A 12,431-nucleotide genomic window follows, 5' to 3' on the forward strand; every position below is an offset into this window, starting at 1 on the left:
CATGTCCATGGCGAATAATCATTACACCATACTGGTCGTTGACGATGTGGAAGAAATTGCCGAGCTGGTTGCCCGGGTACTGAAAACGGCAGGTTACCAGACGCTGATCGCCAATGATGCGAAAACGGCACTGGGGTTTATGGAACAGCAGCTCATAGACCTGGCTGTAGTGGATATTAATATGCCGCTGATCAATGGCATTCACCTGCTCAGGCAGATGCGTCAACGAGCAGAGACAGAACGTATCCCGGTTATTATGCTGACCGCATTGAGCGACAGTGATACAACGCTGGAGTGTTTACGCAGTGGGGCCTGTGGTTATATCACCAAGCCCTTTAATATGAAGGGCCTGCTCGGTCAGGTGGATCACTGCATCGCCAGGCCTGCCTAGTCGTTGACGACATCCATTTCCATTTCGGCATCCTTGCGTGGTTGGATACATTCTTTCGGACCGAGGTCGTACAAAGGCACTTTTCAAACGGCTTCTTTGGTGGCATGGAGTTCCTGGGCAAACTCAGGCGGGCTGGGTAAATTCAGATGGCCAGATTTGGCATCGGCAAGAATTTTATTAATCATTTCGGTATCGATTCGTTTCATATGCCATTCCCGGGATGGGCGACACTACTTGTACTTATCGATATCCTTCCAGCGAACATTCACCGGGCTGGCCAGCCAGTCTTTGAGACGACTGTAAAAACCACGGTGCATCCGGTTCTGTTCGGTTTCTGCTTGCGTCTCATCCGGGATGACTTGCTCTTCATTGAGCGCATCACTGCCCAGGTCATAGATCTTACTTTCATCACCCATCTCGATGATCTCAAAGACAATGGGCATCTCTTCAATCGGCCTGCCTGCCAGGAGGTGCTGGCGATTCTTTTGCAGGGAGGCCTTAACTTCTCGCATCTCTTCGCAGGTGGACGCAGGCAGGCCTTCCGTTTTCAGCAGGCTGTCAACATACGTCTCCATAATGTCGATTTCATTCTTGATACGTTGCCGACAGTGTTTCTCCTTGCCTTCCAGTTCAGTGATTTTGTCAGTAATGCTCGATTCGGGTATCGGCAGGCTGAAGGGGGCCGTGTTGATACCGCGTTTACGCAACAGTAGCCTGACAACGACCGCAGTCTGTGACTTGCGGCGAAAGGTATTCAGGCGACTGTGAATGTCTTTGTGTATATTGCCGAGTTTTCCGGCATCAACATCGTCTTCGATAAGCAATGTTTCACCCTGGGCAACTAGGTCCATGACACTATGCAGGGCTGTGTTGATATAGGAGTCCAGGTGTGTGAGGGCGCTTTTTAGCTTGTCTGTCGGCAGGTGCTTGATGCTCTTGCTGATGATCTCAAAGGTTTTTATGTGCCCTTGCGAGAGCTGGCTTGTTTCCTGGCCCAGTATCAGCATGCTTTCCAGGCCGCTTTGCAGGCGAGTAATGGCCAGGCTGATCTTGACGACCTTCTCCAGCGCAGAACGCTGTTCGGTGATCAGGGCCAGCTTATTGGCTGAACTAGCAGCTTTGTTATCATCCATACGGGTTATTATTTTATCTGTGCTTGTTGTTCAGAGTTTAATTACAGCCTGATTTCACTCAATTGCAAGTATTTTATAGCGGATAACCGTATCACCTTGCATCTGGCATTGAAATCGCTGGCGGACCGGGACGTTTTCCTTCGTCGTATAGCGAATCAGGCCATCAATGCTGTTGTTGCCGACAGGGGGTTGAGCCTCTGGTGAACGACTGATGCTGGCATTCTCGGGAATTTCACCCGACTCCAGCAGGGCCTTATTACAGTACAGGTAGGGACAGGCCATAGCGGCATGTTCATCTCGTGGCTGTTCACAATTCACCACGCTAAAGATATTGTTTTTCAGCTTGAGTCCGGGTTGCGACGTCACCTGGTAAAGTCGCAGGCTAAACCAGCTGATGAGAATGAGCAGCGCAATACCAATAATAGTGCCAAGAGTCTTATGCACGCCTAAGGTCCTTCAATTTTCTGGATGAGCATGGTGTAAACCGTGTCTTTTTTATGGCGTTCGATTTTTACCGGCAAGTAACCCAGTGACGGGGCGCACCAGATAAATATCTTGCGATTTTTCTTGCCGACACGAATACGCTGCAGCTTGATGGTCTCAAGTTTACCCAGCACGGTATCGAGCAAGACCTTGCCTTCTGATACGAAGCGATAGGTTTTAAGTCGGCCACCATCGGCAATCTGGTATTCAGGTGCGGTATTGCCCTGTTGCAGGTCGTGCATGAGGGCCAGCATGTAACCGAATTTATCCTGCGTGCCGGTCGGGATATCCATGCCCCAGGGTTTGTCGCCAATGCGATTGGTGACGCGCTGATGCTGCCAGTCAAACTGGAGCCTTGTGGTGCGCGAGTTATCACTACTATCGAGGTATTCGTAATGTTGTGGCTGGACGCGGTTATTGTTGAGCAGCCAATGACTGCGTTCGGTGACTTCGCCCGGTTTTAACAAGGCGGCCAGCCCGGTGGTATGCATGCGTGCCTCGAACAGGTAGCCATCGCCGGTTTTACTGAGTTGGTGTATACGTTCGCCGATCTTGCTGTCATTGCGACTGACCTCATACTGCGCGGTGAACGGGCGGGTAATCGTCTCGGCGTGAAGGAGGCCGGGGAGGCACAGGCTAAACCCCGCAAGCAGCAGGCTAATCGGCCGAATCAGCAGGGATGTCCGCAAAGTCGATGCCGCTTGTCGGTAGAGGTTTATCATCAAGTAAGACTTTATCATATTGCATCTTCAGGCGACCCTCGGCAAACCAGCGAATCGCTTGTGGAAATATCCGGTGCTCCTGTTCCAGTACCCGTGCAGCGAGGTCGTCCGGGCTGTCACCTGCCCGTACCGGCACACGTGCCTGGAGTACCCGTGGGCCGCCATCCACCTCGGTGGTGACAAAGTGCACCGTGGCACCGTGTTCTTGGACACCATCTTGCAGGGCGCGTTCATGTGTATTCAGGCCGGGGAAATGTGGCAGCAGGGCCGGGTGGATGTTGAGCATGCGGCCAAGGTAGTGTTCGACAAACGCGTGGCTGAGGATACGCATGAAACCGGCGAGTATGACCAGCGCCGGCTCGTGGGCATCTATGGCCGCCTGCAGGGCACGGTCAAAGTCTTCCCGGCTCGGGTAGTCACGGTGGTTGACCACCTCGGTATGGATGCCCGCGGCCTTCGCACGTTGTAGCCCGTGGGCCTCGGCCTGGTTGCTGATGACGGCGCGGATGTCGATAGGCAGGTCGCCGGCCTGCACGCCATCAATGATGGATTGCAGGTTACTGCCACTGCCCGAGATCAGGATAACCACCGGCATGGCGTTAGGCGCAGGGGGAGTACTCACGTTTAGTAGAGCACGACCTGTGGGCTGTTACCTTCGGCGGCAACGATCTCGCCAATGCGGCCGGCCTGTTCACCGCTGTCATTCAGAATTTCCAGGGCCTTGTCGGCATCGGCAGCGGTGACACACACGACCATGCCAATGCCGCAGTTAAAGGTGCGATACATCTCGCTGTCTTCGACATTGCCGTGTTGCTGCAGCCAGTCGAACACGGCCGGGCGTTGCCAGCTCGAGGTATCGATACGGGCGACGGCATTGTCCGGCAGCACGCGCGGCAGGTTTTCGGTCAAACCGCCACCGGTAATGTGGGCCATGGCGTGTACATCCACCAGGCGACACAACTCCAGCAAGGGTTTCACATACAGGCGGGTCGGGGCCAGCAGGGTCTGGCCAAGTGTGCTGTCACCGAAATCATCACTGAGTTTGGCGCCGCTGACCTCGATGATCTTGCGGATCAGCGAATAACCGTTTGAATGCGGGCCACTCGATTCCAGGCCAATCAGGACATCGCCGGTGGTGACCTTGCTGCCATCAATAATGGCCGCGCGCTCCACCGCACCAACGCAGAAGCCGGCCAGGTCGTAGTCACCCTCATGGTACATGCCGGGCATTTCGGCGGTCTCGCCACCGATCAGGGCACAGCCGGCCAGTTCACAGCCACGACCAATACCTTTAATAACGTCCGTGGCCGTGTCGAGGTCGAGCTTACCGGTGGCAAAGTAGTCGAGGAAGAACAACGGTTCGGCACCCTGCACGATCAGGTCATTGGCGCACATGGCGACGAGGTCGATGCCGATAGTGTCATGCAGGCCGAGGTCGATGGCCAGTCTCAGCTTGGTGCCGACCCCGTCGGTGCCGGAGACCAGTACCGGGTCAGTGTAATTTTTCGGGATCTCGAACAGGGCGCCAAAACCCCCCAGGCCGTCAAGCATGCCACTGCGCCGGGTGGCGGCGGCAATCGGCTTGATACGCTCGATCAGGGCATTGCCCGCATCGATGTCAACACCTGCATCGCGGTAACTCAGCGATGAAGAAGGCGGTTGGTCGTTTTGGCTCACGTGTATGGCTCCGGCTGGAAGAAATCAGGGCGCTAATGGTATCGGGGCACCCCGCCTTGTGCAAACAAAGCAGACGATTTTGCCTTGCAGGGGGGGCAGATGGGTATAATCAGGACAGGAAAATGGCCATCACCGGGTGGTGGTGCCGAAATCGAGGATGTTGAAACGTGCGAGCGTTGATTTTACTGGTGTTATTGGGGATCGGTGCATGTCCGCTGTGGGCGGTCGAGGTCACCGACCTCTATGAAACCGAATTGCTGGTGAGCGGACAGGGCCGTACCGAGCGCCATAATGCGGTGCGTCAGGCCCTCGCCGAGGTCATTATAAAAGTATCGGGCAATGAACAAGCGGCCCTGCTACCCGGGGTTCCGGGTTTGCTGGATCAGAGTCTGCAACTCCTTCAACAGTACCGCTACCGCAACGAGGCACCGGCGGCCAGCAGTCCGGACGGGGCGCCCCAGCAATGGTTATGGATGCGCTTTAACCAACAGGGACTGGATAAGGCCCTGAGAGCGATCAATATCCCCGTCTGGGGACGGACACGGCCGAGTACCGTGTTATGGCTGGTCGTTGACGAGGGTGGGCAACGTCGCCTGCTGGGGGGCAGTGATGAATCCGAGTTGTTGGCAGGATTACGAGACAGTGCCCGTCGACGTGGGATCCCGCTGGTGTTGCCGCTGTTGGACCTTGAAGACCAGCAGCGATTGAAGGCCACCGATGTATGGATTAACTTTCAGGAGACCATCCGCGCCGCCTCGCAACGTTATGCCCCGGAGGCCATCCTTGTCGGCCGTTTGTTGGAACTGGACGGGGGACGCTGGCAGGCGCGCTGGAGCCTGAACCTGGCCGGGCAGGTTTATGACTGGTCACACACGGGTTTGCTGGAAACGGCCCTGAATATGGGCGTCGAAGGGACCGCCTCAACACTGGCGGCGCGTTTTGTCCGCCAGCCACTGGCGAATAACCAGTCCGGCGTGTTGCGCATCCGCTTGCGGGATATTCGTAACCTGGCCGATTTTGCCCGCAGTGAGCGCTACCTGCGCGGCCTTAGTGGCGTGACCGATGTCCAGGCCGGGCAGATTGATGCCGAGCAGGTGCTTTTTACCATCAAGACACGTGGTGACCGCCAGGGCCTGCTGGATGCGGTGCGCCTCAGCAGTCAGCCGGTTTTACAGCTGGCTGAGACGGCTGGGGAGCAGAGACCCGCACCGCCCGCAGCGGTCACCGATGCCGCCGACATCGTCTTTCGGCTTTTACCCTGAACACAGTCGTTACGGATAAAAATGAAGCATTATGGGGAGACTAGACGTGACTGATAATCGTACCTGGCTGGTGCTGGCCCTGCTCAGCGGGGGCGGGGTCCTGCTTTACCTGTTGGCACCGGTATTGACCCCCTTCCTGCTGGCGGCGCTGCTGTCTTATATCTGTGACCCCCTGGTCGACCGGATGGAGGCCAGAAAATTCTCGCGAACCCTGGCGGTGAGTGTGGTGTTTATCAGCCTGAGCCTGTTGCTCCTGTTATTGCTGCTGATACTGGTGCCCTTGATCGAAAAACAAATGGGCACCTTTATCTCACGCCTGCCCGCATATATCGATTGGTTACAGGCTACGGTCCTGCCTTGGGTGCAGGCGCGCCTTGGCCTGGAGACCGTACCGGATATCAGTGCACTCAAGCAGGCCTTGCAGGCGCACTGGCAACAGGCCGGGGGTCTGGCGGTGAGTGTCCTGACCTCCATCAGCCAGTCCGGTGCCACCCTGTTTGCACTACTGGCGAATATCGTCCTGGTGCCACTGGTGACCTTTTATATGCTGCGCGACTGGGACGTGATGATGGCGCGGATACGCGAGTTGTTACCACGCTCCATCGAACCCCTGTTGGTAAAACTTGCGACGGAGTCGGATGACGTCCTCGGTGCCTTTATGCGTGGCCAGTTACTCGTCATGTTGAGTCTCAGCGTAGTTTACTCGGTAGGTTTATTGCTGATGGGGCTCGACTATGCGGTGCTTATCGGCCTCATCGCGGGTCTGGTGAGTTTCGTGCCCTATCTGGGCATGATCATCGGTGTCTTGCTGGCGGTGGCCGCGGGCCTGTTCCAGTTTCAGGATATTGTTGCCCTCTGGCCACTGCTCGTCGTATTCGGTGTCGGCCAGTTGCTGGAAAGTTTTGTGCTGACGCCGTTGCTGGTCGGTGACAAGATTGGCCTGCACCCGGTGGCCGTGATCTTTGCCATCGCTGCCTTTGGTCAGTTATTCGGTTTCTTTGGCATCCTGCTCGCCTTGCCGGTGGCGGCCGTGATCGTGGTGATTATCCGTCATGCCCATGACAGTTATCGTCGCAGTGAGCTCTACGGCGCGACAAACCAGGGCGAAACGGACAATGGCCAATGTGGTGATGGTTGCTAACGTAGCCTCAATACTTTTTCTATGCCTGCTCAATTACCCCTGCACATCGGCCTGCGTGACAGCGCAACCTTTGACAATTTTTATCCCGCCGATAACGAACAGGTACTGGCGCAGTTGCAACAGTGCGCGCGACTGGAGGGCGAAGGTTTTATCTTTGTGCACGGTGCTGTCGGCAGTGGTAAGAGCCATCTGTTACAGGCGGCCTGTCATGCCGCCAGCGAGTCGGGCCAGTCGGTGGTCTATCTGCCATTGCGCCAGCGCGAACAGTTCAGTGTTGAGATGCTGGAAGGTCTTGAAGACATGCACCTGCTCTGTATCGATGACCTGGATGCCATTGTCGGTGATGCCGACTGGGAAGAGGCGATCTTTCATCTCTATAATCGTGTGCGCGATGCCGGGGCACGGCTGATCGTTGCCGCCAATACGCACCCGACAGCACTGGCCGTGAAACTGCCTGACCTGCAATCACGCCTGGTCTGGGGGCTGGTATTTTTGTTGCAGTCTCTCGATGACGAACAACTCACCGCGGCCTTGCAGTTAAGGGCCAGGGGCCGTGGCCTGGACCTGCCGGGAGAAGTGGTGGCCTACCTGCTCAAGCGTTGCGCGCGGGATATGAACAGCCTGTTTGACCTGCTGGAAAAACTCGATCGCGAATCACTGGTTGCACAACGCAAGCTGACCATTCCCTTCGTGCGGCAGTTTGTTGATTAAACGATAAGCTATAAAAATAACTAACCGCAAAGTTCACGAAGGGACACAAAGTAAATCTTTATAATGTCACGTTCGCATGCTTTAAATATATTCACTTATCAGTAGGGTGCGCTTTGCGCACCACTAACAAACGGACATACTTTTATTTAATGGTGCGCGAAGCGCACCCTACATGCTGACCCAAGAATAATCCGGTTAATCCTATAAGTTCTGTGCGTTCATTCTTTGCTCTCTTGCCCGGTAACGCACATACAACATACTCCCCATAAACAACATGATACTCAGCACCACCTGGGCGATGGCATACCAGCGTTCTTCACGGTTGGCCGCGGCGATCATGACCCCGACGGTAAAATAAAACAGGGCCAGGAAATGCACCCAGGCATGGGTATACAAACGCCCGTGTAGCAGGCCTTGCAGGGGCAGCAATAAAGGTCCGATATAAAACAGCAGGACAATGGCCACCGGGAAGATGGTCGGCGGGTACAGCCACACGTTCCAGACGATTAGCAGACCGAGCAGGCCCAGGTGCCCGCACAGGGCGAGGACATAATAAAACCGGCTGTTACTCATCGTCAGGCTTGTTGTCGGTGGGCAATCGTTGCCAGGCGCTTACCGAGTGCCAGGCAGAGGTGCGCCTCTTCTTCAGACAGGGGCAGTTTGCTTTCGGTACCGGCGAGGTGACTGGCACCATAGGGTGTACCGCCGGTCTGGGTGCTGAGTAATTCGGTTTCCGAATAGGGCAGACCGGTAATGAGCATGCCGTGATGCAACAGCGGTAGCATCATCGACATTAGGGTGGTTTCCTGGCCACCGTGCAGACTGGAGCTGGAGGTAAATACCGCCGCCGGTTTATCAATCAGGGCGCCACTCAACCAGAGACTGCTGGTCGAGTCGATGAAGTACTTCAGGGGCGCGGCCATGTTGCCAAAGCGGGTGGGGCTGCCGAGCGCCAGGCCCGCGCAATCACGCAAGTCATCAAGCGTGACATAAGGGTCACCACTCTCGGGGATAGTGTCTGCCGTGGCCTCGCAAACAGCAGACACCTCGGGCACCGTGCGCAGTTTTGCCTGCATGCCGTCAATTTCACCGACACCGCGGGCGATACGTCGTGCCATTTCAGCGGTGGCACCATAGCGGCTGTAATAAAGGACGAGAATGGTCTGCATAAGGGCTGGCCTTGGGGAATTCAGAGGATGGATTTTACATTAACCGGCGGACGACCAATGACGGCCTTGCCGTTACTGACCACAATCGGTCGTTCTATGAGTTTCGGCATGCGTAGCATGGCATCAATCAGCGCATCGTCGCTGAGCGTCTCATCGTCGAGATGATTCGCCTTGTATTCCTCTTCGTGGCGGCGCATGAGCTGACGTGGCCGCATATCAAGCATCGCCAGGATCTCGACGAGTTCCTCGCGGCTCGGTGGTGTGTTCAGGTATTCGACGATCTCGGCCTCGACATGGGCATCATTTAGCAAGGCCAGGGTCTCGCGACACTTGCTGCAATGTGGATTGTGATAGATGCGGGTGCTCATCGGGTGCTCCTGTCAGTGCAAAGATCAGCATATTTTACCTTGTGCGTGCCTGGCAGCCTAGAGGCCGGCAGCTGGTTTTAGCCGACATTACCCGATATTAGCGGCAAATTGCGGCTGCAGATTATCGGCGCGGGCCTGGTGTACAGAGGATAATGTCTGCTCGCTGAGGTCGCAGGCAGGCTAAGGGCAAGCCACCAGGTCCAGATGACGGCGGTCGTTTGCTGCACGAGGCCGGAAGGCAGGGCTTTGGCAATAAAAAAAACCGCGTTATAACACCAAATAAGCGGGTAGTTACTTGACAGCCCGCGGGAACGGATGCTAGTTTTTGAATTAGATATAAGCTGGAAAACCAGCATCTTAGACACATAGTTTAATGACCTATGTACATTGCTGCGATGAGCGGCCTTTGGAGTTATAACACAATGAAAACAACCAACATTCTCAAGCACGGTGCCCTCAGCGCACTGGTCCTTTCCGTCGCTGTCGGTTGTGCCAGCACTCAACAGGAAGAGCCTGCCGCTGCACCGGCTGCCAAAGACACCACTTGTCAGGCCGAACTGGCCGCTGCCGAGGCTGCCCGTAAAAAGGCTGCCAGTATTGGTGGTGAATGGCGTGATACTGGCAAGATTATCAAAAAGGCCAAGGCTGCCCTGAAAGCAGGTGATGCCAGCAAGTGTGTGAAACTGGCTAACCAGGCGCGCCGTCAGGCAGAACTGGGTTATGCACAGGCCCTGGCCGAACAAACCAAGTCAGCAAACAGCTACACGGTTCAACGGGGCGATAACCTGTGGAACATCTCTGGTAAGGACAGCATCTATGGCGACCCATACCAGTGGCCACTGATCTACAAGGCTAACCGCAGCCAGATCAATGATGCCGACCTGATTTTCCCGGGACAGGACCTCTCCATTGACCGTGCCGCCTCATCTGCTGATGTCGATGCCGCAATTCGTCATGCCAAGACCCGCGGTGCCTGGGCCATTGGTGTTGTCGAGGAATCTGACAAGGCTTACTTAGCACGCTAATAAAGCTAAGGCTTTATGATAAAAACGCCCGGCATTGCCGGGCGTTTTTTTGGATCGATGATTTGTACATGGATGTACTTATGCCGTGAAGGCCATGGATGGCCGGGAACGGCTCGCAGATCGATGGTTGATGAATTCTTAAATTCATCAATGGTGGTACAAGCCTATCTGCCCATGTTGATACAGGCCGTGGATTGCGCGTTATGCGCTGAATTGGCCTTCACAATCATCGATCAGCACTCATATAAATCATCAATCACCTTACTCTACGATCCCATCCCGCGCGGCCTTGAGCACAATGGCATCAAAGTTATCAATGTCCATAAGCCCCTTTTCAGCAACGATGTCACGCACCGGCTTACCACTTTTTTCAGACTCCTTGGCGATCTCGGCGGCCTTGGCATAACCAATATGTGTATTCAGCAGGGTGGCGAGCCCGACGCTGTTATGCAGGAAACTGGCGCAGCGTTCACGATCCACACGGATGCCTTTGAGATTCTTCTCGGTGGCGGCATTCATGGCATTACTGAGCCAGTCCATGGCGTCAAACAGGGCCGAGCCCAGGGCCGGCATCATGACGTTGAGTTCGAGCTGGCCGGCCTGGGTCATGAGGGCAATGGCGTGGTCCTGGCCGAGGACCTGATAACAGACCTGGTTGAGCATCTCGAACATAACCGGGTTAACCTTGCCGGGCATGATACTGGAACCGGGCTGCACCGCCGGCAACATGACCTCGCCGAGGCCGGTGCGCGGACCCGAGGCGAGCAGGCGCATGTCGTTACTGATACGCGTCAGCTCCAGGGTCAGGCCGCGGATCGCCGCGGAGAGGTTTTGCACGTCGCCCATCGACTGCATCTGCGCGGCCAGGTCAGCGGCCGGGCGAATCGCCTCGCCGGTGAGGCGGGCCAGTTCTTTGGCGACGTTTTCGATATAGCCGGGTGAGGTGTTCAGGCCGGTACCGGCGGCCGAGCCGCCAAGGCCGATTTCACACAGGGGGTCATGGCAGGCCTCGATTTGCCTGGCCATCCGGCGCAGGGTAAAGGCATAGGCAGCAAACTCGCGACCCAGCGTGGTCGGTACGGCATCCTGCAGGTGGGTACGGGCGCTTTTGACCGTATCGACCTCTTGCTCGGCGATACGGGCATATTCCGCCGCCATGCGCTCCACGGACTCAAGCAGGCGGGGCAGCTTGGCCAGTGCGGCAAGGCGAATGGCTGTGGGGATGGTGTCATTGGTGCTCTGCCCCATATTGACGTGATCATTCGGGTTAACCGGCTGATATGCCCCGCGTTTACCGCCGAGGGCGACATTCGCCAGGTTGGCAATGACCTCGTTGCTGTTCATGTTGTGGCTGGTGCCGGCACCGGCCTGGAAGCGGTCGACGACGAACTGCTCCAGGTATTCGCCGGCGAGGACCTTGTCGCAGGCCTCGACGATGGCGTCGCGTTGTTGTGCCGTTAACCAGTCCGGCTGGCAATTGGCAACGGCGGCGGCGCGTTTGATGCGGATATGGGCATGGACAAAATCGACATCCGGGCGGCGGCCACTGATGGGGAAATTGGTGATGGCGCGGGCGGTCTGGATGCCGTACCAGGCATCGGCGGGCACCTGGAGCTCGCCCAGGCTGTCTTTTTCGATGCGGGTCTTGTTATGATCGTCCATCTTTAGGGGTCTCGTAAGCGCTTGATTGATATATAATAGGGGCAATTATCCCACAATGCGGCGGCGAACTCAGCCTCGTAGGGAACAGATATTGGCTTTACCGGTCTTAACTTGGGTAGAAAACCGGCAGGCCAGGAGAATACAATGCGTTTTGCAGTACACAAACTGATTTTTATACTGGGCATCAGCGGCCTGTTGATGGGCAATGTACAGGCCGTGGATTTTTCTATCAAGGATATCCATGGCAACACGCACAAACTTTCCGACTATCGCGGTAAGTGGGTGGTGGTGAATTACTGGGCGACCTGGTGCCCACCGTGCCTGGATGAGATCCCGGACTTGGTGGAGTTTCATGACAAGCATAAAGACAAGGATGCCGTGGTGCTGGGTATCAACACCGAGGCCCTGACGCCTGAACGATTGCTCGATTTTTCTGATACCTATTTCATCAGCTACCCGGTATTGACGGGGGTCCCGGATGCCGAGGCCGAGTATATGCTGGGGCCGATACCGGGCCTGCCGACCACGTATATTGTTTCGCCAAAGGGTGAGGTGATGGCGCGCAACGTTGGACCCCTGACGGGTAAGATGATAGAAAATTATATGGCCGAGGTTTGCCGCGATAAATCCAGCCAGGTATGTTGACTGTTAGTCTGCACAGTCCTGGCTGTGCATCCGGGGCTGGTG

16 protein-coding genes are annotated in these 12,431 nt (G+C 56.0%); 6 read left to right on the top strand and 10 right to left on the bottom strand.

All coding sequences use genetic code 11. From position 1 onward, the window contains the following. Position 1 precedes the first annotated feature (1 nt). The gene (locus EL386_RS04675) at positions 2–391 is read left to right on the top strand and encodes a response regulator (protein ID WP_126453910.1); all 390 of its coding nucleotides are present in this window, start codon (positions 2–4) and stop codon (positions 389–391) included. A gap of 83 nt (positions 392–474) precedes the next feature. Here the strand turns inward: EL386_RS04675 and EL386_RS15865 are convergent, their stop codons facing one another. From EL386_RS15865 to purM, 6 genes are read right to left on the bottom strand one after another with little or no spacing between them, the layout of a single operon-like run. Then, entirely contained in the window at positions 475–597 is a 123-nt protein-coding gene (locus tag EL386_RS15865) for a hypothetical protein (protein ID WP_269471116.1), read from the bottom strand. A gap of 24 nt (positions 598–621) precedes the next feature. After that, entirely contained in the window at positions 622–1,524 is a 903-nt protein-coding gene (locus tag EL386_RS04680) for a hypothetical protein (RefSeq protein WP_126453912.1), read from the bottom strand. 54 nt (positions 1,525–1,578) lie between these two features. After that, the gene (locus EL386_RS04685; protein ID WP_126453914.1) at positions 1,579–1,968 is read right to left on the bottom strand and encodes a hypothetical protein; all 390 of its coding nucleotides are present in this window, start codon (positions 1,966–1,968) and stop codon (positions 1,579–1,581) included. Between the two features lie 2 nt (positions 1,969–1,970). After that, positions 1,971–2,729 (bottom strand): DUF3108 domain-containing protein, encoded by a 759-nt coding sequence (locus tag EL386_RS04690; protein ID WP_172597616.1) that lies wholly within the window; start codon positions 2,727–2,729, stop codon positions 1,971–1,973. Next, positions 2,665–3,324, bottom strand: coding sequence for a phosphoribosylglycinamide formyltransferase (gene purN, locus EL386_RS04695; protein WP_126457228.1), 660 nt, complete (start codon positions 3,322–3,324; stop codon positions 2,665–2,667). Before purN ends, EL386_RS04690 begins: the two co-directional genes overlap by 65 nt. Positions 3,325–3,353: 29 nt before the next feature. After that, the gene (gene purM, locus EL386_RS04700) at positions 3,354–4,406 is read right to left on the bottom strand and encodes a phosphoribosylformylglycinamidine cyclo-ligase (protein ID WP_126453918.1); all 1,053 of its coding nucleotides are present in this window, start codon (positions 4,404–4,406) and stop codon (positions 3,354–3,356) included. 167 nt (positions 4,407–4,573) lie between these two features. On the opposite strand from purM, the gene EL386_RS04705 reads away from it, so the two are divergent. From EL386_RS04705 to hda, 3 genes are read left to right on the top strand one after another with little or no spacing between them, the layout of a single operon-like run. Then, the gene (locus EL386_RS04705) at positions 4,574–5,668 is read left to right on the top strand and encodes a DUF2066 domain-containing protein (RefSeq protein ID WP_126453920.1); all 1,095 of its coding nucleotides are present in this window, start codon (positions 4,574–4,576) and stop codon (positions 5,666–5,668) included. A gap of 46 nt (positions 5,669–5,714) precedes the next feature. Beyond that, positions 5,715–6,809 carry an AI-2E family transporter gene (locus EL386_RS04710; RefSeq protein ID WP_126453923.1) on the top strand — a complete coding sequence of 365 codons (1,095 nt, stop codon included), beginning with the start codon at positions 5,715–5,717 and terminating at the stop codon, positions 6,807–6,809. Between the two features lie 21 nt (positions 6,810–6,830). Next, positions 6,831–7,520 (top strand): DnaA regulatory inactivator Hda, encoded by a 690-nt coding sequence (gene hda, locus EL386_RS04715; protein ID WP_126453925.1) that lies wholly within the window; start codon positions 6,831–6,833, stop codon positions 7,518–7,520. A 201-nt stretch (positions 7,521–7,721) separates the two neighbouring features. On the opposite strand, the gene EL386_RS04720 is transcribed toward hda, so the two are convergent. Genes EL386_RS04720 through arsC form a run of 3 tightly spaced genes read right to left on the bottom strand, consistent with a single transcriptional unit; the run spans position 7,722 to position 9,057 of the window. Then, positions 7,722–8,093 (bottom strand): DUF2069 domain-containing protein, encoded by a 372-nt coding sequence (locus EL386_RS04720; protein WP_126453927.1) that lies wholly within the window; start codon positions 8,091–8,093, stop codon positions 7,722–7,724. A gap of 2 nt (positions 8,094–8,095) precedes the next feature. Next, positions 8,096–8,689 (bottom strand): NAD(P)H:quinone oxidoreductase, encoded by a 594-nt coding sequence (wrbA, locus tag EL386_RS04725; RefSeq protein ID WP_126453929.1) that lies wholly within the window; start codon positions 8,687–8,689, stop codon positions 8,096–8,098. 20 nt (positions 8,690–8,709) lie between these two features. After that, positions 8,710–9,057, bottom strand: a complete 348-nt coding sequence (gene arsC / locus EL386_RS04730; protein WP_126453931.1) for an arsenate reductase (glutaredoxin) — start codon at positions 9,055–9,057, stop codon at positions 8,710–8,712. 422 nt (positions 9,058–9,479) lie between these two features. Here arsC and EL386_RS15765 point away from each other — a divergent pair, with 422 nt between their 5' ends. Continuing rightward, entirely contained in the window at positions 9,480–10,082 is a 603-nt protein-coding gene (locus EL386_RS15765) for a LysM peptidoglycan-binding domain-containing protein (protein ID WP_232020247.1), read from the top strand. Positions 10,083–10,343: 261 nt separating this feature from the next. On the opposite strand, the gene EL386_RS04740 is transcribed toward EL386_RS15765, so the two are convergent. Next, a complete protein-coding gene (locus EL386_RS04740) occupies positions 10,344–11,744 on the bottom strand; it encodes an aspartate ammonia-lyase (protein ID WP_126453933.1) in 1,401 nt (466 codons plus the stop codon). A 144-nt stretch (positions 11,745–11,888) separates the two neighbouring features. On the opposite strand from EL386_RS04740, the gene EL386_RS04745 reads away from it, so the two are divergent. Continuing rightward, positions 11,889–12,389, top strand: a complete 501-nt coding sequence (locus tag EL386_RS04745) for a TlpA disulfide reductase family protein (protein WP_197722150.1) — start codon at positions 11,889–11,891, stop codon at positions 12,387–12,389. The last annotated feature ends 42 nt before the right edge of the window (positions 12,390–12,431 follow it).

Source organism: Sulfuriflexus mobilis (assembly GCF_003967195.1).
Lineage (GTDB): Bacteria > Pseudomonadota > Gammaproteobacteria > AKS1 > AKS1 > Sulfuriflexus > Sulfuriflexus mobilis.

Coding starts and splice junctions, on each gene's coding strand:
- EL386_RS04675 (WP_126453910.1), top strand. CDS start 2: ATGTCCATGGCGAATAATCATTACACCATACTGGTCGTTGACGATGTG.
- EL386_RS15865 (WP_269471116.1), bottom strand. CDS start 597: ATGAAACGAATCGATACCGAAATGATTAATAAAATTCTTGCCGATGCC.
- EL386_RS04680 (WP_126453912.1), bottom strand. CDS start 1,524: ATGGATGATAACAAAGCTGCTAGTTCAGCCAATAAGCTGGCCCTGATC.
- EL386_RS04690 (WP_172597616.1), bottom strand. CDS start 2,729: ATGATAAACCTCTACCGACAAGCGGCATCGACTTTGCGGACATCCCTG.
- purN (WP_126457228.1), bottom strand. CDS start 3,324: ATGCCGGTGGTTATCCTGATCTCGGGCAGTGGCAGTAACCTGCAATCC.
- hda (WP_126453925.1), top strand. CDS start 6,831: ATGCCTGCTCAATTACCCCTGCACATCGGCCTGCGTGACAGCGCAACC.
- EL386_RS04720 (WP_126453927.1), bottom strand. CDS start 8,093: ATGAGTAACAGCCGGTTTTATTATGTCCTCGCCCTGTGCGGGCACCTG.
- wrbA (WP_126453929.1), bottom strand. CDS start 8,689: ATGCAGACCATTCTCGTCCTTTATTACAGCCGCTATGGTGCCACCGCT.
- arsC (WP_126453931.1), bottom strand. CDS start 9,057: ATGAGCACCCGCATCTATCACAATCCACATTGCAGCAAGTGTCGCGAG.
- EL386_RS15765 (WP_232020247.1), top strand. CDS start 9,480: ATGAAAACAACCAACATTCTCAAGCACGGTGCCCTCAGCGCACTGGTC.
- EL386_RS04740 (WP_126453933.1), bottom strand. CDS start 11,744: ATGGACGATCATAACAAGACCCGCATCGAAAAAGACAGCCTGGGCGAG.
- EL386_RS04745 (WP_197722150.1), top strand. CDS start 11,889: ATGCGTTTTGCAGTACACAAACTGATTTTTATACTGGGCATCAGCGGC.